Origin of the sequence: Collinsella sp. AM41-2BH, assembly GCF_003468085.1 — a bacterium.
Taxonomy (GTDB): Bacteria; Actinomycetota; Coriobacteriia; order Coriobacteriales; family Coriobacteriaceae; genus Collinsella.
In genome coordinates this window covers 119114-140068 of sequence record NZ_QSGH01000006.1, presented here as the reverse complement: position 1 = coordinate 140068, position 20955 = coordinate 119114, and the positions used below count along the sequence as shown (strand labels likewise).

General features: G+C 49.7%; 15 protein-coding genes and 1 tRNA gene. 8 read left to right on the top strand and 8 right to left on the bottom strand.

Features of this window, described 5'->3' with window-relative positions:
• Window positions 1-489: 489 nt before the first annotated feature.
• Window positions 490-2466, bottom strand: a complete 1977-nt coding sequence (locus tag DW899_RS10450; protein WP_147349723.1) for a DUF6541 family protein — start codon at window positions 2464-2466, stop codon at window positions 490-492.
• A gap of 94 nt (window positions 2467-2560) precedes the next feature.
• Window positions 2561-4591, bottom strand: coding sequence for a DUF6541 family protein (locus DW899_RS10445; protein ID WP_147349722.1), 2031 nt, complete (start codon window positions 4589-4591; stop codon window positions 2561-2563).
• Window positions 4592-4694: 103 nt separating this feature from the next.
• On the opposite strand from DW899_RS10445, the gene DW899_RS04825 reads away from it, so the two are divergent.
• Window positions 4695-7436: a glycosyltransferase gene (locus tag DW899_RS04825; RefSeq protein ID WP_117800169.1), complete on the top strand. Its 2742-nt coding sequence runs from the start codon at window positions 4695-4697 to the stop codon at window positions 7434-7436.
• 46 nt (window positions 7437-7482) lie between these two features.
• The gene (locus DW899_RS04820) at window positions 7483-8574 is read left to right on the top strand and encodes a phosphorylcholine transferase LicD (protein ID WP_117800168.1); all 1092 of its coding nucleotides are present in this window, start codon (window positions 7483-7485) and stop codon (window positions 8572-8574) included.
• Between the two features lie 83 nt (window positions 8575-8657).
• Here DW899_RS04820 and DW899_RS10880 read toward each other — a convergent pair whose 3' ends face one another.
• The gene (locus tag DW899_RS10880) at window positions 8658-9737 is read right to left on the bottom strand and encodes an acyltransferase (RefSeq protein ID WP_369832240.1); all 1080 of its coding nucleotides are present in this window, start codon (window positions 9735-9737) and stop codon (window positions 8658-8660) included.
• 238 nt (window positions 9738-9975) lie between these two features.
• On the opposite strand from DW899_RS10880, the gene DW899_RS04810 reads away from it, so the two are divergent.
• The 3 genes from DW899_RS04810 to DW899_RS04800 all read left to right on the top strand — a co-directional run bounded on the left by DW899_RS04810 (window position 9976) and on the right by DW899_RS04800 (window position 13738).
• On the top strand, window positions 9976-10698 hold the full coding sequence (locus DW899_RS04810; RefSeq protein ID WP_117800166.1) for a 2-C-methyl-D-erythritol 4-phosphate cytidylyltransferase: 723 nt from the start codon (window positions 9976-9978) through the stop codon (window positions 10696-10698).
• Window positions 10691-11758, top strand: coding sequence for an NAD(P)-dependent oxidoreductase (locus tag DW899_RS04805; protein WP_117800165.1), 1068 nt, complete (start codon window positions 10691-10693; stop codon window positions 11756-11758). Before DW899_RS04810 ends, DW899_RS04805 begins: the two co-directional genes overlap by 8 nt.
• A gap of 144 nt (window positions 11759-11902) precedes the next feature.
• Window positions 11903-13738: a glycosyltransferase gene (locus DW899_RS04800; protein WP_117800164.1), complete on the top strand. Its 1836-nt coding sequence runs from the start codon at window positions 11903-11905 to the stop codon at window positions 13736-13738.
• Between the two features lie 31 nt (window positions 13739-13769).
• Here the strand turns inward: DW899_RS04800 and DW899_RS04795 are convergent, their stop codons facing one another.
• Window positions 13770-14699, bottom strand: a complete 930-nt coding sequence (locus DW899_RS04795) for a glycosyltransferase family 2 protein (protein ID WP_117800163.1) — start codon at window positions 14697-14699, stop codon at window positions 13770-13772.
• A 161-nt stretch (window positions 14700-14860) separates the two neighbouring features.
• On the opposite strand from DW899_RS04795, the gene DW899_RS04790 reads away from it, so the two are divergent.
• The 3 genes from DW899_RS04790 (at window position 14861) to DW899_RS04780 (ending at window position 16616) form a co-directional block, all read left to right on the top strand.
• Entirely contained in the window at window positions 14861-15706 is an 846-nt protein-coding gene (locus DW899_RS04790) for an ABC transporter permease (protein ID WP_233539905.1), read from the top strand.
• 12 nt (window positions 15707-15718) lie between these two features.
• Entirely contained in the window at window positions 15719-16486 is a 768-nt protein-coding gene (locus tag DW899_RS04785; RefSeq protein ID WP_117800161.1) for an ABC transporter ATP-binding protein, read from the top strand.
• A gap of 53 nt (window positions 16487-16539) precedes the next feature.
• Window positions 16540-16616 (top strand) — tRNA-Arg (locus DW899_RS04780).
• Between the two features lie 225 nt (window positions 16617-16841).
• Here the strand turns inward: DW899_RS04780 and glf are convergent.
• The 4 genes from glf to pheA form a co-directional block, all read right to left on the bottom strand.
• Window positions 16842-17966: a UDP-galactopyranose mutase gene (gene glf, locus DW899_RS04775; protein ID WP_117800160.1), complete on the bottom strand. Its 1125-nt coding sequence runs from the start codon at window positions 17964-17966 to the stop codon at window positions 16842-16844.
• A 78-nt stretch (window positions 17967-18044) separates the two neighbouring features.
• Window positions 18045-18482 carry a type II 3-dehydroquinate dehydratase gene (aroQ, locus tag DW899_RS04770; protein ID WP_117800159.1) on the bottom strand — a complete coding sequence of 146 codons (438 nt, stop codon included), beginning with the start codon at window positions 18480-18482 and terminating at the stop codon, window positions 18045-18047.
• 64 nt (window positions 18483-18546) lie between these two features.
• Window positions 18547-19797: a shikimate kinase gene (locus DW899_RS04765; protein ID WP_117800158.1), complete on the bottom strand. Its 1251-nt coding sequence runs from the start codon at window positions 19795-19797 to the stop codon at window positions 18547-18549.
• A complete protein-coding gene (gene pheA, locus DW899_RS04760) occupies window positions 19798-20943 on the bottom strand; it encodes a prephenate dehydratase (protein WP_117800157.1) in 1146 nt (381 codons plus the stop codon).
• Between the last annotated feature and the right edge of the window lie 12 nt (window positions 20944-20955).

The following is a 20955-nucleotide window of genomic DNA, read 5'->3' as shown; positions in this document are numbered from 1 at the left end:
ATCAGCTCAATGTGTTCGGTTGAGATCGGAAATCAACCAACTGTGAAGGCATTGAGTAATCATAGTTGTTTTCAATAATTGCTTCACTCGATTATGGTGAACTTGAGTGCCTTGAGCGATTCTTATTCCTGCTGGTACTTAGCGTAAGAAAGCCTTTATTTCTGACGAAACTAAATATAGAGCAAATTATCTCGTTTGAGCACAGAGCAATAGTGCGGAAAAGTACCGCCGAAATTGTGCATGTGCACCCTCAGGGCGACTGTCCCTTCGACTGGGCTTGGCTTGAGACGGAGACTAGAAAGATATTGAGTTCGACCTCAGGCTTGTGTATAGTGACGGGACGGCATAGGATAATACTCGTGTTCTAGGTTTCCTGGCTCAGTGTCGACTTGCTTTGGTTTGGGCGCCACGCCAACTTTCTTGTCACTTCCATTGCTGAGGTCATGTCGGGCCGTAACTCTATGCTGGCATTAATATTTCACTTAATTATTAATAATCAATTTGGTACAGTCGCATATCGCCGTCGGAAAGCAGGCTTGTAAATCCAGAGGTATCGTCGGTGATGTCTAAGATGCCCTTCCATTCATTTGGATTAAAGTTGCCAACACTTACAGTCTCATCGAGGATGAGCACATAACGTGCTTGGGTTTTTCTTATTGCATCTACGACGTCATCGTTTTTTGAAGCCTCGTAAAGTGAAGTTTTAAATAGCTCATACTCTTTATAGGGCGTAGAGTAAAACTGACGGGCGATCACGTTTATATCGTCAGATGCATACAACCAGATGCTGCCATCTGAGGGGATATTGATCACGGTATTATTTCCAACGATGCGTTTTACCTTGTCTATAAATTGCCTTTCTTCCGGTGAAATGGAAACACCAGAAGTTAGCGAATAGTTGACCTGTATTTGATTGCAGAGATATCTATAGTTATTTGTGCCGTATGAAATACTTTTAGGATAAGTGAAAACAATGAAGACGGCCATGCAAAGGGCGAACGCAGTAATTAGTAAGTCGACAGGTTTAATTCTGCCACTATTTAATATGGGCCTAATAAGTACGTGTACGATTTTGCATAATCCGATTGCGGCTAGCGGCACGGCGGCAATCGCTAGCACTCCATCTAGTCGAATTGTCCCTGAGTACCAGAAGCCGCATATAAGTTGACGAAGCGGATGATTTAGGGTCATGCACGCAAACGTTATAAGGGCAATCAAAATATACGAAATCGAGAGCCATCTATATTTTGTGTTTGCGAATGCCTCGACAAGTCCAATACACACTAGTAGACCGAGTATGGGTTGCGCGTTGTCGGGCTGTCCGAATTTTAAAAGCAAAATTGTTTTAAAAGCTTCTAAAGACGTTGCTGTCGGTTCTCTATATACGTTGACGATAGGTTGGATAAATGGTAACGAATGCACTAAAAACCAGAGGAGAACAATCAGGCCAAAAGTTAGAGTCGAGGCTAGAAAACGCAACTCTTTTCTGCCTGTAAAACGTCCAGCTGTTTTCCAAGAATACTGGACAATCAGTGGGATGCAAATAACACCGGCAGAGAAAATTGCATTTGTCTGTGACCCTACCAGCGCTACGACTGATAGCAACAGTAAAATAATCGAGTATGAAACATGAGGTAGGTTATTATCTTTTGAATTTTTGATCGTTACTTTGCCCGTTAGACGATCGCTAGTAATTTGCTGATAGAACGTAAAGAGAAACCCCGGCAATAGCGCGTTTGCTAGTAAATTGGAATCAAATTGCCCCACAATTAAAAAAGCCCAGGGAAAATAGGAAAACAGACTGCAAGTAATTCCACCTGCAAAAATAAGGTTCTTATCGTTTTTAAAAATGCAAGAAAGAAACAGCCATGTGGAAAGGGGGTATACAAATGAGCAGATAATGAAATTGATCGCATTATGTGCAATGACGATATTCGTATTTGACAGCCCGCTTGCAACGGCAGTAATGATGTGCCATGCCGCAGGATAGAATGTGCCTTCTCCCGCGCTCATCAAGTCTGGATATTCAGAGGCATGCAGAATCGAATACCTGCCGGAATCAAGCATTGCTTTTGCACATGATAGATGGAAAGTTGTATCTGTCTGCACCGAATAAGATGCCGGCCCGTCTATATTTCGAAGGAATATTAAGACCGTCAGGGCTGTACCCACAAGCACATAAGTTGATAGAGCTAAATACTGGCTGGCATTCAGTGTCGATCTTTTTCTTTTAAATAGCATGAATAGCGTGAGACTAAGCAATAAAACTAGTAAATAAATATGGAGCGCAGACATGCTAATTGGATATGCAATAAAACCCACAACTATGAATAGCGCAACAGATGCTGCTGGCGAGAAAGCGATTGCTTGTAAAGGGTTACTAAATAGGGTCCGTCCGATGAAGTAGCCCGGAACAATTATTGTAAAAATGCCGCAAAGAAAAGCAGCTATAAAAGATGCCCACATGAGTACGGTCTGCCCTTTCGGCTGTATAGTGCTTGTAGCCTTTTGAATCGATCGGTATCAATCTTTTCGTTGTAACGTCTTGTGGCGTGCTTTGCTAATTAATGATTTTATAAAGTGCCATATCCCCTGTTTGCAAGATCAATTCGAAACCTGGCGTTGCTTCGCTAATCGAGAGAATTCCCGTCCAACGTGACTGCTCAAAAGCCGGATACCATGCTTTCATGGTCCCCTCGTCTTCTTCAAGACTGAGCACATACTGAACATCCTTGTCGCGGACGTTTTTCTTTGTTGAACTTGAACTCACGTAGTTGCAAAGGTTAGACCGAAGATCAATGGCCCAGCTGCTTGTGGTTAATTCGGTATAGTTTTCATCGTTACAGAATAGTAGATTAAGGTTAGCAATGCCTTTTGCAAAGCAGCTTCCATCGTATGGGGTGTTAGCGATTACGGCATTCGGACCAGTGATCGTAGCGACTTTATTCAAGAATTCAATTTTGGACTCAGTTAGAATTGCTCCCTCATCAACCCTTGTAAATCCTCTCATGTTTGCGGTCATGGTCGAATAAGGAGTGGTAATTTCCGTGACACCTCGGATGACAAAAGAAGGTAGGGCAAATATAACAAAGATCGTGATGACCGCGGCGATACTGACGAAGTAAGGCTTGCTTCCCATGTCAAACCGATTAGCGATCGCCTTAAACGTTTTCAAGAGCAGGGTGAATCCCGAATATGCCATCGGAATGGAACAGAAGGCTAACATCGCCGCTACTCTGTACGGGTCGGTGTACCAAAAACCTGTTAGCACATGTTTAATGACGTTGTCGCCAAAACCTGCAGCAACGATATATAGAACGATTGCTAATAAGCATGAAATAACTGGCCAATATTGTTTTTTTCGCAGTAACTGTAAAAGTCCTGCCGCGCACAGCAATGCCATAAAAACACTTGCCGGTTGAATTGGATAAGCTATAAATAGACAGTCAGCCATCGATTGCCAAATAGTGCTTATCGGGCTCCAATAATATGAAACTACGCCCTGAAAAGATGGTAATTTATATAAGGCAATCCATATCAATGAGATAGAAATGGTTGCAATGGAACCGGTAATTAATCTCGCCTTCTTTATTCCGATCCTATTTGCAAGTTTCGTTTCACAGCCATGCTTTGAGCAGATCCATACAGTATATGGAATAAGAAATACGGCGCACACAAAAATGCCGTTGGGCTGCGTGACACTTAATCCGCCACAGCATAGAAGAAATCCCGCGACTTTGGTCAGCCTATACTTGTTTGAATCGGTTGTCGCATCAATAAATAAGGCGGCTGCAGCCGGGACAAGACACATTGTGGCAAGATTTGGAAATAGAGGCCATACTGCGAGCAATACCCAGGGTGATGCCGGTAAAACCAGAGAAACGATGGCCCCGGTGGCGACGCGCAGCTTAGATTCATTTGGAAATACTTGGCTAATTAAGTAATAAGATCCCAGAGGCAGCGAAATGGCGATAAGAGTGAAATTAACTACATTTGTTCCAATTCCTATGCTGGTCGCTGCCAGTGCGCAGGTAATAGCAGATGGAATATGCCATCCAAGGGGATAAAATCCTCCGGTCTGGGATAAATAGGGGTTGAGCGATTGAGAAACGCCTATTCCATACATGGACACGTTTAGCGCCGACCAATCCGTTGAGTTGAGAAGGCTGCGTATGTAGGCATAGTGACGAATGTTGTCTTCGGATTGCGTTAGATGGTACCAGTCTGCCAAGGAGTGTGAAAAGAACCAATAGGCAAAGACGAAGCCGGTTCCTATGCAAATTAATAGAGGTAAGAAATCCTGTCCATTAGGCTTGGCTATGGAAGGATTTGTCTTCCTAGTTTTTGAAATAACCAAGAAGAATAGAGAGATGCCAATTGAAAGTAAAACTGTGAACGTAAATATGCTAATCGCTGAGATGGCAATATGTAATTTCGAACACAAGATGCCGACTAACACATATGCAAAAATGCTCGTTGGAGGCGCCGCTGCGGCAGTCGCTGCTGGGTTGTCAAAGCGGTTGTTCCAAATAATGCAGCCAGGAAGGTAGAGGACTGCAAGCGCAATGAGGAACGCTGTTAGAGGAAACAAAGGGATTCTCCTTTACGGGCTTCTCGGGCAATGAGTTTTATCTAATTATACGAAGTGGATGATAGTATTAGACCTGTAGTATTCGTTACGTTAACGGTGGGCTATGTTGAAAAATCCTAAAGTTTCGATTTTGGTGCCGATATGCAATGTTGAGCGCTACTTGCGCGAGTGCCTTAATAGTCTGGTAAATCAGACGCTTCGCGAAATTGAAATTATCTGCATTAATGACGGATCAACCGATTCATCCTTGTCGATTATTCGCGAATACGAGCGACGGGATGAGCGTATCGTTGTAATTGATAAGCCCAATAGTGGGTACGGCGATTCGATGAACAAAGGCATTGAACTTGCTCGTGGCGAGTATATCGGAATCGTTGAGTCCGACGACTTTGCCTCCCTCAATATGTTCGAAACGCTTTATAAAGAAGCGGCTAAAAATGATCTCGACATCGTCCGTTCAAATTACTATGCCCATCGTACGGGAGAGGACTCGTCGTGCGATTATCTGGTCGAAAATCTTGCTGCCTGCGGTTCGTACGACAAGGTCTTTCATCCAATCGATAATCCGCGTGTCTTTATGTGCCAGCCTGCAATTTGGACAAGCATTTATAAAAAATCGATGATCGATAAGGAAGAAGTGCGTTTTCTGCCTACGCCAGGGGCTTCGTTCCAGGATACGGCTTTCTATTTCAAGGCATTTTATGCAGCAGACAGAGTCAAGCTGCTTAAAGATGGATATCTCCATTACCGCATCGATAACGCCAACTCTTCTGTAAAGAATCAGAATAAACTCTTTTGCGTGTGTGATGAATACGCTGCGGTTTGGGATTACGCCAAACGAGACCACGATAAATTTCAGATTATTAAGTACTGGATTCCCCGTCAACAATACGAGGGCTATCTCTGGAATCTAAATCGTCTTGCTCCTGAGCTGCAACAACGTTTTTATCCAAGATATGTCGAGGAATTTAGTAAGATTAAAGCAGCAGGTCTAATTGATTCCGATCGATTCGACTCGCGCACCTTGGCTCGCTTAAATAGAATGACCAATGATTCTGAGGCTTATTTCTTGGAGCAATATGGGTCCACTGAGCCTAGGCGATCCATCTTAGTTTGCTGCAACGCGCTTTCGGTTACGGACGCAAAAACGTCCATGCGTGCTTTGCTCGATAAGTTATCAAATGATGACGAGGTATTTGTTGTCTCGCCTGATTCTGACTCCCTTGTATTTGAGCTTAAAAATGAATTTGAAGGAATGGGCAGACTTCGCAGCGACGCTGACGTTGTTCAGCATCGCCTTCTGGGTCATTGTGATGCGGACGCGTGCCGTGCTGAGAACATTTCTATTGTTGCCCTTGCTGCGAGAGACGCCAATTTTGACGATCTTGCTGCTACCGCTGATGGCGAAGATGCTTATTCGACTGATGGTAAGAACTATGCCCTTCGAGACGTTGAGCTGCGGGCCGAGGGTTCTTCTACGCTTGTGACGTCTGCACTTCGTGCAATTTCGAAACTGGATCTAAATCAAATTAAGCGGCTCCCGGATAATTGGGCGTCTTTGCTTTGTTCTCCTTGTGCGCCCGAAGCTTGGGCTGGGGGTTTCGACATTGCCATAGATGATGCAAAAGAAATGGCATGCTGCTTGTTTGACATGTCTGAGCCCTATGAAAAGGTACGGTTGCTTTACGGGCAGCTCCTTTCCGTGTGGTCTTCGGTCCGCAAGGGGTATTCGGCTCTCGATTGGGACCAGGCCTGCCGTTTGCGCGAACGATACTACTCCATGGCAAGCGTTGATGCGCTGTTTACTCCTCATGCCTACGCGGATAATTCGCCGTTCTTGTCCGTAGTCGTTCCCGTATACAATGTTAGTGAATATCTTGAAGAGTGCCTGGATTCCGTGCTTCAACAGTCTTTTAAAGATTTCGAAGTGTTGCTTGTTAACGATGGCTCAACCGATGGCTCTTTGGACCTGCTGGAAGAGGTCGCATCTCGTGACTCGCGTGTCCGTGTCTTGAGTCAGTTTAATTGTGGCGCCGGATCTGCCCGTAATAGAGGTATTGAGCTTGCTAGGGGCAAGCGCCTTATTTTCATTGATCCCGATGATAAATTTGCCACTGACCACGTGTTTTTCGATTTGCTCGATGCCATGGATAGGTCGGGGGCTTTAATATGTGGCGGCTCCCTTTCACTGCTAAAGCCGTCCGGAAAGATTAAGTCTGAGTTTTCATTTGATGAGTCTTTCTATCATGTTTCTTGCGAGCGCGAAGTGCCTCTCGAGCAGATTTGGACTGACTACGGTTGGATTCGTTTTATGTACGACTCGTCCTTGTTTGTCGACGGTAAGGTTCGTTTCCCTCAACTGAATTGGTATGAAGACCCCGTCTTTTTCTTGCGCGCACTGGAGAAGGCGGGCTGCTGTAAGGTCGTTCCGGTTGATGTGTATCACTATAGGGTCGGCTACAAAGAAACCGAATGGACTGTTGGTAGAGTCAGAGACATGCTTTGGGGCATGGGACACAATCTTGCTATTGCTGATGGGCTGAAAATGCGCGAGCTATACGTGACGATTGCCAACCGCTTTAACCGCGACTACGCAGATGCCATTTTAAAACAGATTAAGGATCCGGGAGTATATGAACAGCTCGTTGCTATTCAAGCCTCCATCAACCATGGGTTGATAAAGGATTGCTCTGCATATGATGAGCCCTATTATTATTTGCTGCCTTTATACGGCGATCGAAAGAAGCGAGCGGTCGCTGTTGAAAGACTTGCCCATAGAATTGCTGAGTCTAAGGCGTATGTCTCTGCTCAACGTCTTATTTATAAGTTGACTGGACGCGGCTAATTAACTCTACTTCCGATTGTTAATTGGTAATGAGGTTGTTTTAGACATGAAGAATTTTGTTAAGAGACTACTACCTGTTTCTTTATCGCGCTTCGCATTGCTTTCGAAGGACGTTGAAGACATTAAGACAAACATGCTATCGGCTTCTGAGGCGCGCGGAATACACGATGAGCTGCATTGGGATGTGAGTGTTCAGCTTCTGAATGAGGTTAAAGCTCTGAGGGACGATCTTAAATCCCACGACGAGAAGGCCATGGTCTTTGCGTGGGAAGAATATCGCAAGGAGGGGGAGGCGCTGATTGATGCCAAAAAGCGCTTCTTTACATCGCTCCCTGCTGCCACGGGCAGCTTGAGGCTGCTTCAGCTTGGATCGGCTAAGTTGCTGGCTGACTTTGACTCCCTGTGCAGGGATAATGACATCCCATATTTCGCTACCTGTGGAACCCTGCTTGGGGCGGCGCGCCATAGTGGTTTTATACCCTGGGATGACGACATCGATCTTGGAATGCTGCGTGAGGATATCGAGCGTTTGATAGGCTTGGTCCAATCTCACGACCGATTCCGCGTCTCAGTTGCTTTTGATGGATTTGTCCAGTGCCGTCAGGTGAGATTCCAATACGCGGACGAATCTATCCCCGTATTCTTGGACATCTTTATTTTTGACTGGGCGTCAACCGACAATGTTAAGATTTACGACCAACAACTTCAAATTCGTGAGGCAATGGTCGAACGCATGCGCAATGACTCTTGTCTTTCGTCTTGGATCGATAAGTCGTGCGTTCCTGCCACTGATCCCAATATGGGCATCGTCGATTCTTTATTTTCGAATGCGATAAATGAGGAAAAGACAGTTGGTCTTGTGTGTGATAGGAGCGATGCAAAGGCAGTTATCTGGTCGATCGATAACACCGTTGGTGTTGACAATTTCCATTGGGTTTCGCCGCTAGACGAGATATTCCCTCTTATCGATCTCGAGTTTGAGGGAATGCAAATCAAGGCGCCCCGTAAGTACATGGAATTGCTAACGAAGCATTATGGTGACCCTTTTAGCCTTCCAAATGATATTGCTTCCCATTTTAAGCATACCGATGTTGCTGATAGCGCTACCGAAAGTGCACTTCAGTGGCTTCTAGGCTAGCGCAAGATGAGATGGTTTTGACACTATTTGTGTAAGGGCGTGCTGTTGGTTGCTTAGTTAGGCAGCACGCCCTTCCTTTGGGTTCAACGCTTGGCACGGCATGGCTTCTTGACAAGCGCTGTGTATCCAGCTTGTATTAGCCTAAGTATTGAAGAGTCGACAACGCTTGCTATCAGTAATGCCAAGAGATATGCCGATAAAAGTGCAATCAAGAAAAGCGGTAAGCGTATGGTTGTTGCTAATGTTGAGTCTTGTCCCAAAAAACCGGTATTGACTAGTGGTGTGAATACAATGCCTATTGTTGTTACTTGCAGTAAGTATATTGAATAGGAACGCCTTGCTGTCCAACTTAGCGCTTTGCAAATCGAGGCGCTTTCGATGCTCATTTTACTGAACAATAAGAATATGGCTGCAGTTGCCGGGAACCATAAATAGCTCGGATCTGATCTCTGGTAACCAAAATACGTTAAGAGTGCGCCTGCAATCCAACAGATAATCCCAGAGTACTCAATTGCTCTAATTTTTTTCGGTTCTAGGTATTCGGGAGGTATCTTAACGAAATATCCCAAACAGAAATATGTAAAATAGCTTCCAAGAATTACTTGCGACCCCGATGGAAAAATATAATTTATGATGTTGACGATTTTTGCCAAACGTGAATTTGGCAAAAATGAGCCTATTAGTGTTTGAAAAATTCCATATGCGCACGCTACAGTCATCAGAAATCCGAGTGATCTAACTTCTTTTTTCTCAAGCGAAGAAAACATCCGGTATAGAAAAGGCGCAATAATTAGATAAGGTATGAGTGAAGGGATAAACCAGTAGCTACTCGCCAATACGCCGGCCGTCCATTCCAGGAATGCGCTTGGGCTGAGCGTGACACCTCCAGTCAATGTGCCATACAAATATACAAGAATAGTGTATGTAAATAGGGGGAGAATAATCGATCGAACCTTATTTGATAGATAGTAACTATAGGAATGTTTAAGAGGCCTAATGGCAAAGTATCCCGACAATGTAAAGAAGATCGGATCACAAATTAGAGCGAACTCTCCCATTACCCCTTGGATTGATGTGCCATGAACGGGTCCAAGGTAGCCTGCCGTGTGTACGACTACAACCAAAAACATTGAGATTGATCTGAGTAAATCCCAATTGGCCATTCGCTTGCTTGACATTAGATATGAATTCCTATCTATCATGGAGTTATTTAATACCTGCTACTAGCATCGTAGCGAATACATCGTTAGATTAGCATGTTTAATGCTTTAATCTAACGATGCAATTATGTTCGGTTCTTTGCCCGCGTGCTTTGCGCGTGCAATGATATTCACATAATGAGTTATAACGGGTCTGATATCTTTGGTGCAGTGGTTCACTCGAGAGAAAGTTGAGTAAGTCATGGCGATATGTGCGATCGTTATTGCGGGTGGAGTTGGCTCGCGTATGGGGCAGAAGATTCCTAAGCAGTTTATTAATGTGGGGGAGAAGCCCGTCATTGTTTACACTCTCGAGGCCTTTCAGAACCATCCGCTTGTGGATGCAATCGAGGTTGTGTGCTTGGATGGATGGGAGCAGGTTCTTCTTGCATATGCGAGACAATACAAGATTGATAAGTTGAAATGGGTCGTTAAAGGCGGAGCATCAGGACAAGAGTCTATTCGCAACGGCGTGTACAACCTTGAAGGCAAGCTCGGGGAGAATGATATTTGTATTGTGCACGACGGCGTGCGACCCATGCTCGATCCCGAGGTCATTACCGATGTTATCCGCGTTGCACAGAGTCGCGGGAATGCCGTGACGAGTATGCCCTATAACGAGCAGATCTTTATTATTGATGAGGGGGACCCAGCCACCACCACGCAGTATATTCCACGTGAAACTCTTCGTCGTGTTTCAACCCCACAGGCATACCGCTTTGATCTTCTTGACTCCAAGTATCATGAGGCGTTCGAGAAGGGCGTAGGAATTGACGGGTCTAACTATACGAACACGATGATGGTCCAGCTGGGAGTTAGGCTCAACTTTGCCGCTGGTTCCGACAGGAATATTAAGCTCACTACGCCTGAGAATCTTGAATTCTTCCGTGCATGGGCTGCGGAGAAAGAGGCTCGTGATGAATAGATTGGCCTGCACTGAATACGTTGCCGATCTTGATGCCGTATGCAATCTCGATCTTCCTTGGAATGACCTTAAGGGGAAGACGGCTGTTGTCTCCGGTGCGACCGGAATGATTGGTGCGTTTTTCATTGACGTTCTGATGAGAAAGAATGAGACGACTGAATTAGGTTGCAATATTGTTGCGTTGGGTCGCAGTATCGAAAAGGCCCGACTGAGGCTTCCGTACTTTGAGTCATGCCACTTTTCGTTTGAGGAGGCTTCTGTTTCGTCCGCTGGCTATCTTCCGACCTGTTCAGCTGACTTTGTTTTGCACCTAGCGAGCTCCACGCATCCCCGTCAGTATTCGTCTGATCCAATAGGCACTATTCGTGCGAACGTCGACGGGCTTCAGAACCTGCTTGAGTTCTCTGCCGACAGCGGCGCTAGATTACTATTTGCTTCGTCCGTTGAGATTTACGGTCAGAATCGTGGTGACGTTGAACGCTTCGATGAGAAATATTGTGGAAATATTGACTGTAATACTTTGCGTGCGTGCTATAACGAATCCAAGCGTTTGGGCGAAGCCATGTGCCAGGCATATCGTTCCCAGAGGGACGTTGAGGCCGTAATTGCGCGCATCGCTCGTGTTTACGGTCCGACGTTGCTGAATGACGATTCTAAAGCTTTATCCCAGTTCATGCGTCGATCTCTTGTTGGCGAAGACGTTGTGCTCAAAAGCGAAGGGACGCAGAGGTTTTCCTATTTGCACGTTGCGGATGCTGTGTCTGGCTTGCTGTACGTGATGTTACTTGGCGCGGATGGGGAGGCATACAATCTTGCCGATCCAGAGTCTGATATCTCTTTAAAGGAGCTTGCCGAGCTTGTTGCCAAGAATGGAGACGTAAATGTTTCCTTTGATTTGCCCGATGCTCAGGAGGCGGCGGGCTATTCTGTAGCTACGCTGGCCCTTATGGATGGCTCAAAAGCCCGTGCTCTAGGGTGGAGAGCTCGTTATAATATCGCCAATGGTTTACAGTCGACAATGGAGCAGATGCGCAAGTTGGATTGGGCGGCGTTGAAATAGTTATCTAGGCTCCCGCGCGCGTCAAATTGGTAGCCAGAAGCAATGCGCTGTCGTGCGCTGAACTGTCCGAACCGCTCGCTGTTCCGATACTCTATGTTTCGTTATATGGGCCATTGAGGTCCTTTTCAGATACAGGAAGAATAAATGAACTTTAAGCTGGCTAACATAATTCTACAGGTTGATGAGCATGCGACCGCGCATCCTGAGTTGTATTATTGCGCGTCGTCCGATGTGAATGTTTCCCAAGTTGGATCTTCGGGCATTGAGTTCGAAGGGCGTCTCGGGTTTTTAACCTATGTTAACGCCTGCTCTGTTTGTAAGTGGAGGCAGTACACCGGTCTCGATAATTTAAAGCTAAATCTTGAACTCGAGGGTAAGGGAGAAATTATTGTTCTTGGAGTGGCTCCCGATGAGTCTTCTCCGCGGGAGCTTTCCTGCCTTCAGTTTGACTGTGAGCTGCGGGCCCCGTTTTCTGTTTCGATTGACGTTCGCGCAGTCGATTTTGTTGGTTTTGCCATCGTGTCCAAACTGGGCCATTCCGTGAAATTGTATAGCGGGTGCTATTTTACGGAAGTCGATTTTGATCGTATTAATTCCGTACGAATTGCTTTGTGTACGACGACCTTCAAGAACGAGAAATATATTCTTCCAAATATCTCGCTTGTCGAATCGGGTATTGCTGCAGAGGAATGTCTTTCTGCTGATAGCTTCCATATGTTTGTCGTGGATAACGGTCGAACGCTCAACGCTGATGCTCTTTCAAATGATTTGGTTACGGTTTTGCCCAATCCCAACACGGGCGGTTCTGGTGGGTTCGCGCGTGGTATTTTGGCTGCCACTGAAGAGCGGGGTAAATTCACGCACGTCATTCTGATGGACGATGACGTGTGCATTATGCCCGAGAGCCTGATTCGTACATTCAATCTACTTTCCCTTGCGAGGGGAAAATATAAGGACGCCTTCATCAATGGAGCTATGCTTTCGCTTGAGGACCCGTCTCGTCAATATGAGGATGTATCTCAGGTCTTACGAATAGGAGTATACCGTCGTATTAAGAGAGATTTTAACCTCGGTTCTCTCGATGACCTCCTTGAGAATGAGCGCACGAGCGTTGAAGTTGACCAAGCTTATGGTGCCTGGTGGTACAGCTGCGTGCCCCTTAAAGCCGTCGAGGCCAATGGGCTACCTATGCCGTTTTTCATTCGTTGTGACGACGTCGAATTCGGCATGCGAAATAAACCTATATATATGACTATGAATTGCATTTGTGTTTGGCATTCGAGCTTCGAGGGACGTTTTCGACCGTCCGTAGACTGTTATCAGTACATTCGCAATTTCTTTACCATGATTGCTCTTGATGAGTGCTCGGATGAACGTCTGTTCGTGCTGCGAACCCAACGTGCTATTCGCCAAAACCTTCGTGACCTTGATTACCAGGCAGCAGACTTTATCTTAGATGGTATTGAGGATTATCTACGTGGTCCTGAATATCTTAAAAGTCTTGATGGCGCTGCAACCATGATTGGTAAGGGCAAGCTCAACGAAAAACTGATATCCGTGGATGATATTGATTCAGAGATCCTTGCCTCCGCTGGCGTTACCACTGAGGTCCTTTCTGACAAGAGCACCGATTTTCAACTATCTCGGTTTATGAAACTCTGGCGCACGCTGCCGTATGATAAGCACTATCTGCCTGATTTCCTTTTAGGAAATAGAGTCGGATACGTTGTTAAAAACGGTGAATGCAGAATTGAAGGCAGTACAACTGGCTGTAAGTCCCTCATTTATCTTGACGCAACACGCGAAAAGGGCTCTGTTCGCACGATTGATCGCACAAGGTTCAAGACAATCCGAAAGCGTCAGCATCAGCTGATGGCACGCTATCGTAAAGAGGGTGAGGCCGTCAGAAAAGCGTGGAAGGACGCTATGCCGTACATGACGTCACGAGAGTTTTGGGAAGACTATTTAGGTCTTAAATAAGAAGAGGTCCGGATTAGGTCCGGACCTCTTCTTATTTTGAATAGGTTTTATAGGCTTGTAGCTCCCATTGCTTTCGTTCAACCTTCGCAACTGAGTCGAGGATAAGTCCCGTTGCCAGACTTAGTCCGCATAGGAACATAAACGAGACGGCGAGCATGGCGGTGGGGAAGCGAGGGACTAATCCGGTTTGGAAGTACTCTGCGACGATTGGTATACCGAGAGCGAGCCCAACGATGGCAAAGATGATCGCGATAAGACTGAAGAACTTGAGGGGACGATAATCCTTAAAGAGGGTCCCAATCATTGCTATGACTTTAATACCGTCGCTAACTGTGTTGAGCTTAGACTCGGAGCCTGCGGGCCTATCTCGATACTCTACCGGCACGTCTTGAATGCGCCAGCGGTGATCGACGGCGTGGATGGAGAGCTCGGTTTCGATCTGGAAGCCCTCACTCAAAACGGGGAAGGTCTTGACGAAGGGTTTGCTCATGGCTCTATAGCCGGTCATCACGTCGTCAAAGCTGTAGCTATAAATCCACTTGATCATGGCGCGAACAAGATTGTTTCCAAACCCGTGAAATGCTCGTTTATTCTCTTCAGCATAGGTGCCGTTTGACAGGCGATCGCCAACGGTCATATCCGCTTCGCCGTTAAGGATGGGCTCACAGAGTGACTTGGCGGCTTCGGCAGGGTATGTGTCGTCTCCATCAACCATCAAGTAGCACACGGCATCGATATCGCGAAACATCTGACGGCACACGTTGCCTTTGCCCTGCCTTGGTTCATGTCGCACTGTGGCCCCGTGCTGCTTGGCGACTTGCGAAGTGTCATCGGACGAGTTGTTGTCGTAAACATAGACAATTGCGCCGGGCAGCTCCCGATGAAAATCGTCGACAACTTTGCCAATCGTCAGTGCTTCGTTGTAACAGGGGATTATGACGGCGGTATTCGAATAGTCCATGTAGGACCTCCTTTAATGACTCATTCGGTCGAAAGTATACCTATCGCGTGCCTTCATGATTAGATATGGGTTAGTTCTCCAGATTTGTCGCGTTGGTTTTCCGCTTGCGCTGGAGGGCTATACTTTCCACTGTTATGTTTTACGAGACAAGGAGATGGTCCGTGGCTGACAATCTTGAGAGTCAGAAAGCGGTGGATAAACCGGCCTCTCACGCTAAAAATGATTACGAGAAGGATAAATTTATCCTTAGGCAGCTGGTTACCAAGGATTTTAAGATTAAGTATCGTCGCAGCGTTTTGGGCGTAGCTTGGTCCGTGCTCAATCCTTTGTTGATGATGATTGTCATGTCAATCGTGTTTTCGACAATCTTTGCCCAAGGTCGCAATGGCTCCGTTACGCCTGAGATGTATCCGCTTTATTTGATTGTCGGTAATGTGACGTTTTCTGTTATGTCCGAATCGACAAACCAGGCGTTGATGTCCATCATTTTGGCTTCCTCGCTGTTGAAGAAGGTTAAGGTGCACCGTTGGGTCTTCCCAGTGCAGAAGGTGCTGTTCTCGCTCGTTAACTTCGCCTTCTCTTTGGTTGCTGTCGCCTTGGTCATGTTCTGGTTCCATGTGGTTCCCACCTGGCATTTAATTCTGCTGCCGGTTTGTTTATTTTTGCTTATGTGCTTTTGCATGGGTTTGGGTCTGATGCTGTCCGCGCTGGCGGTTTTCTTCCGTGATGTCATGCATCTGTGGAGTGTTGTCATTACTGCTTGGATGTATTTGACACCGATTTTCTGGACGACTGACTTCATTGGCAAGATGGCTCACTGGATTCAGGTTCTGGTGCTCGTCAATCCCATGTACAACTACCTCCAGTTTATGCGTGACATCTTCCTGTTCAATACCGTGCCTTCTGCGCTTACGCTTGGACTATGTGTTGTCTGGGCTGTTCTTGCCCTTGCCATTGGCTATGCCGTGTTCCACAAGACCGAGCACAAGTTCATTCTCTACATCTAAGGAGTGCTGCTCATGACTGAATCTGCTATTGATTACAGCAAGCAGCCCCTTGCTGTTGAGGTCAAAGACGTCACCATGATCTTTAATATGGCGTCTGAGTCGCTTACAAATCTCAAGGAGTACTTTATTAAGCTCGCAAAGCACGAGCTGTTCTTTGAGGAGTTCCGTGCGCTTAAGCACATTTCGTTTGAGGTACATCGCGGCGAGGTCGTTGGCCTTGTTGGTACTAATGGTTCCGGCAAGTCTACGATGCTCAAGATTATCGCTGGCGTTTTGGAGCCCAGCGAAGGTGAGGTTAAGGTCCACGGCAATATCGCGCCGCTGATTGAGCTCGGCGCCGGCTTTGACCCGGAACTTACCGCGCGTGAGAACATCTATCTGAACGGTGCGCTGCTTGGCTATACCAAGGAGTTTATTGACGCTAGCTTTGATGAGATCATTGAGTTCGCTGAGCTCAAAGACTTCGTTGACATGCCGCTGAAGAATTTCTCTTCGGGTATGGTCGCACGTATCGCTTTTGCTATTGCTACGATTACCGAGCCCGATATCCTAATCGTCGATGAGACGCTTTCTGTTGGCGATGTCTTTTTCCAGCAGAAGTGCGAGCGCCGCATTCAGCACTTTATCGAGAGTGGCGACGTCACGGTCTTGTTCGTTTCTCACTCCATGGAGCAGGTTGAGCGCATTTGCCAGCGTGCCGTATGGATTGAGAAAGGCGACCTGCGTATGGATGGTCCCGTGGATGAGGTCTGCAAGGCGTACCACGACCAGTTCAAGTAGGTTATAATCTATTAGCTGTGCGAACTTGTACCCGCTTGGACGCGCGGCTTTATGCTCCATTAGCTCAGTTGGATAGAGCAGGGGACTTCTAATCCCAAGGTCGACGGTTCGAATCCGCCATGGAGCACCAGAGAGTTTTTGAAGACCCGGTTATTGTGCCGGGTCTTTGCTTTGCGCATGTTCTATCGTGCTATTGTTTAAACGTGGGCCGTAAGACATGGGGATGACTTGTCGCCCCATTTGTTAATTCGGACTGTGGTGCGTTTTCATCGTCACAGAAAGATGCCCGGTGCAGCATTCGCGCTGCACCGGGCATTTTGTTTGCTTATGGTGGCTCGCTAATGCACCTTTGTTCCTACGCCTCAGTCGGCTCCACGCCCAGCTCGTTGCGGACGAGCTCAAAGGCGGCGGCGATGGCCTTGTCCATGTCGTAGTATTTGTAGCCGCCCAGGCGACCGGCGAAGATCACGTCGCCCTCCTGCGTCGCCAGCTCCTCGTACTGCCTGTAGAGGGCCTCGTTCTTGGCGTCGTTGATGGGGTAGTAGGGCTCGTCGCCGGGCTTCCAGTCCGCCGGGTACTCGCGCGTGATGACGGTCCTGTCCTGCGTGCCGAACTCGAAGTGCTTGTGCTCGATGATGCGGGTATAGGGGATCTCGCGCTCTGTATAGTTGACCACGGCCACGCCCTGGTGGTCCTGCTCGTCGAGCGTCTCGGTCTCAAAGCGCAGGCTGCGGTACTCGAGCGTGCCCAGCCTGAAGTCGTAGAACGCGTCGATGGGGCCGCAGTAGATCATCTTGGCGGCGATATCGGGCTCGGCGGCGGCCAGCTCCTTGTACTCCACGCCGCAGCGCACCTCGACGCCCTCGAGCATGTTGGCGACCATCTTGGTGTAGCCGCCCATGGGGATGCCCTGGTAGCGGTCGTTGAAGTAGTTGTTGTCGTAGGTGAAGCGGCAGGGGAGGCGCTTGATGATGCTTGCGGGCAGGTCCTTACAGTCGCGGCCCCATTGCTTCTCGGTGTAGCCCTTCACGAGCGTCTCGAAGATGTCGCGGCCGACGAGCGACAGCGCCTGCTCCTCCAGGTTCTGCGGCTCGCCGATGTTCTCGGCGGCCACCTGCTCGGCGATCTTGGCGCGGGCGTCTGCCGGCGTGACGACGCCCGGCCACATCTTGGCGAAGGTGTTCATGTTGAAGGGCATGTTGTACATGTTGCCGTGGAAGTTGGCTACCGGCGAGTTGACGTAGTTGTTGAACTCGGCGAAGCGGTTGACGTAGTCCCAGACGTCCTTCATGGAGGTGTGGAAGATGTGCGCGCCGTAGCGGTGGACCTGGATGCCCTCGACGTCCTCGGTGTAGATGTTGCCGGCGATGTGATCGCGGCGATCGATGACCAGGACCGACTTGCCAGCGCGCTTGGCGGCATTGGCAAAGACGGCACCCGAAAGGCCGGCACCGACGACGAGGTAATCGTACTGGGACATGGATAAGCTCCTTTGTATGTCGATTGGACAGTTACTTTAGTTTAGGGACAAACATATCTGGTGTCTTTGTCCCAGGGATTAGTGTAGCAGATGCTCTTTCAACAGCTCCATCGCGTGTGCGTAGCCCTGGAGGCCTTCGCCGGTGATGGTGGTGAAGCAGGCCAGGCGGGCGTAGCTTACCTGGCGGAAGTCCTCGCGCGTCTCTACGGCGCTGATGTGCACCTCGACGGCAGGGATGGCGACGGCCTTGAGGGCGTCAAGGATTGCCACGCTGGTGTGCGTGTAGGCTGCCGGGTTGATGACGATGCCGTCGGCCTTGCCGTAGGCCTCCTGGATCTTGTCGACGATGCTGCCCTCGTGGTTGGACTGGAAGACCTCGACGTCGTCGAAGCCCTGTGCAGCGCCCGCTTCCTGGCAAATCTGCACTAAGCGGTCGTAGTTGTCGCTGCCATAGATGCCCGGCTCGCGAATGCCGAGCATGTTGAGGTTGGGACCGTTGATGACGAGTGCTTTCATGGTTGCTTCCTTTGCAGTCGAGAAACCACCACAAAGGTGCCCGTCCCCTTTGCGGTGGTTTTGATTAGAGAGCGGATGGGAGGGTGTCGAGGAGGGCTTGGGCGGTGTTGGCGGCGCAGTCGCGTGAGTCGATGATGTAGTCGGCCCAAGCGCGGTAGCGCGGCATGCGCTGCTCGGCCAGCTTGTCGATGCCATCGCGGGCGGTGATGGGGCGACCCTTGTGGGCGAGTTCGTCGAGCTTACGGTTGAGCATCACGATCTGGCTGTTCTGGTGCAGTAGCGGGTAGTTCTCGTCGCGCGTGACCACGCCGCCGCCCGTGGAAAGCACCAGGCCGCTGCGCTTGGAGATGTCGGACAGAGCCGCCGTCTCCTGCTTGCGGAAGGCCACCTCGCCGCGCTCGACGATAAAGTCGGCACAGGGCATGCCCAGACGCTCCTCGAGCGCGTGATCCAAGTCGATGTGCTCGCGACCCGTGAGCAGGGCGATCTGCTCGCCCACGCGGGTCTTGCCCGAACCCGGCATGCCGATCAGGGCAATGTTTTGCTCGCGGCGGGACAGACGCTCCGTTATGTCCAAGATGCGCTTGCGCGGGGTGACCTGGCCGGTATAGCGCTCAACGGCCTGCGCCGCCTGTGCCACAAGCATGAGCAGACCACCGATGCAGGGGATGCCGCGGCGCTCGGCCTCGAGCATGAGTCCCGTGCGAGCGGGGTTGTAGACAATGTCGATAACGCCCTCGAGCGCATTGAGCCCCTCGAGTGTGCAGGGGGCGTCGGGACAGTGGGGGAACATGCCGGCGGGCGTGCAGTTGACGAGCAACGCGGCGTCGGACTGTTGTGCGATGTTGCCGTAGTTGACCTCGCTCGCGCGTCCCACGGGCACCACGAGCGCGCCCAGGTCGCCCAGCACCATGCTGGCCGTGGTGCCGGCGCCTCCGGTGGCTCCGAGCACGAGGACCTTCTTGCCGGCAATCTCCACACCCAGCTCCTCGACCAGGCACTGGAAACCGAAGTAGTCGGTGTTGTCGCCGCGCAGACGGCCGTCGGGCAGGCGCGTGATGGTGTTGACGTTTCCCATACGCTCGGCGAGTGGACTCAGCTCGTCCAGGTATTCCATGACGGCGCGCTTGTAGGGGATGGTCACGTTGGTGCCCTCCCATTCGTCACCCGTCATAAAAGCCTGGAGGTCCTCGGGCTCGCGCTCAAAACGCACATACTCGAGCCCCGCGAGCTCCTTGTAGATGGTCGGGGTGTAGCTGTGGCCCAGCACGCGGCCCAGCACGCCGTAGGGGCGGGTTGTGGCGACGTCAGTCATCTAGAGCACCTCCGTGTAGCTGCCAAAGTAGGTGAAGCTCTCGCACACCTCGTCAATCGAGTCGAGCAGGTCGTCGAGGGCTTTGCTGCCAAAGGGACAGTCCAGATCGAAGTAGAACATAAACTCAAAGTCGCGCCCGGGGATGGGGCGGCTCTCGAGCTTGATAAGGTTGATGTTGAGTGCGTAGAAGCGCTCGAGTACGCGATAGAGGGCGCCCGGTTCGTTGGCCGTGGTGATCATGAGCGAGGTACGGTTGGCGCCGGGGTAGACGCGCGGCTCGCGACTGATGACGACGAAGCGCGTGTAGTTGTTGTCCGAGTCCTGGATATTGGGCTCCAGCACCTCCAGACCATAGAGCGCCGCGCAGCTGCGCGAGGCGATAGCGGCGACATCGGTGCGTTCGGAGCTGGCGACCATCTCGGCCGACATGGCCGTGTTGGGGTACTTGGTGGCGTGCAGGTCGTGTGCCTCGATAAAGCCGGCGCATTGGGCAATGGCCTGGCCGTGGCTGTAGACCTCGTGCACGTCCGCAAGCTTGGTGCCGGGCTTGACGAGCAAGTTGTGGTCGATTTTGAGGCGAAGCGAGCGCACGATGTGGAAGTCGAACTGGGCGAGCAGGTCGTAGACGGCGTTGACCGAGCCGGCGGTGGAGTTCTCGATGGGCAGCACGCCAAACTCGCAGAAGCCGTCGCGCACGGCGCGCATAACGCCCTCGAAGGTCTCGAAGAACGCAATGTCGGGCACGTCGAAGAGCCTGCACGCGGCAATTTGGCTATAGGCGCCCTCGACGCCCTGGCAGGCGACGCTAGCCGTCTGGGGGAAAGGCGTGTCAAAGGCTGCAGCCGTGGCGTGGGCCTTTTGTGAGACGGTGATGCCCTTGAGCTCGTTGATGTAGCGCTGCTGCTCGGCCTTGCTCATGCTCATGAGGAGGCGGAACAGGGTGATGGCTTGGGCCTCGTAGCGCTCGGGCACGCGGCTGGCGAGATTGTTGAGCTTGGAGCGCTCACGGGCGGGGTCGAAGACGGCCTTGCCCATCTCGATTTTAGACTTGGCGACCTCGGTGGCAATGTCCATGCGCTCGACAAAACTGTTGAGGAGCGTGGTGTCGATGCCATCGATGGCCTGGCGGATGTCAGCAAGGTCCATGGAGACCCCTTT

Excerpts from the sequence above, each read along its gene's own strand:
- DW899_RS10450 (WP_147349723.1), bottom strand. The coding sequence starts at position 2,466 with ATGTGGGCATCTTTTATAGCTGCTTTTCTTTGCGGCATTTTTACAATA.
- DW899_RS04825 (WP_117800169.1), top strand. The coding sequence starts at position 4,695 with ATGTTGAAAAATCCTAAAGTTTCGATTTTGGTGCCGATATGCAATGTT.
- DW899_RS04820 (WP_117800168.1), top strand. The coding sequence starts at position 7,483 with ATGAAGAATTTTGTTAAGAGACTACTACCTGTTTCTTTATCGCGCTTC.
- DW899_RS10880 (WP_369832240.1), bottom strand. The coding sequence starts at position 9,737 with ATGGCCAATTGGGATTTACTCAGATCAATCTCAATGTTTTTGGTTGTA.
- DW899_RS04810 (WP_117800166.1), top strand. The coding sequence starts at position 9,976 with ATGGCGATATGTGCGATCGTTATTGCGGGTGGAGTTGGCTCGCGTATG.
- DW899_RS04805 (WP_117800165.1), top strand. The coding sequence starts at position 10,691 with ATGAATAGATTGGCCTGCACTGAATACGTTGCCGATCTTGATGCCGTA.
- DW899_RS04800 (WP_117800164.1), top strand. The coding sequence starts at position 11,903 with ATGAACTTTAAGCTGGCTAACATAATTCTACAGGTTGATGAGCATGCG.
- DW899_RS04795 (WP_117800163.1), bottom strand. The coding sequence starts at position 14,699 with ATGGACTATTCGAATACCGCCGTCATAATCCCCTGTTACAACGAAGCA.
- DW899_RS04785 (WP_117800161.1), top strand. The coding sequence starts at position 15,719 with ATGACTGAATCTGCTATTGATTACAGCAAGCAGCCCCTTGCTGTTGAG.
- glf (WP_117800160.1), bottom strand. The coding sequence starts at position 17,966 with ATGTCCCAGTACGATTACCTCGTCGTCGGTGCCGGCCTTTCGGGTGCC.
- aroQ (WP_117800159.1), bottom strand. The coding sequence starts at position 18,482 with ATGAAAGCACTCGTCATCAACGGTCCCAACCTCAACATGCTCGGCATT.
- DW899_RS04765 (WP_117800158.1), bottom strand. The coding sequence starts at position 19,797 with ATGACTGACGTCGCCACAACCCGCCCCTACGGCGTGCTGGGCCGCGTG.
- pheA (WP_117800157.1), bottom strand. The coding sequence starts at position 20,943 with ATGGACCTTGCTGACATCCGCCAGGCCATCGATGGCATCGACACCACG.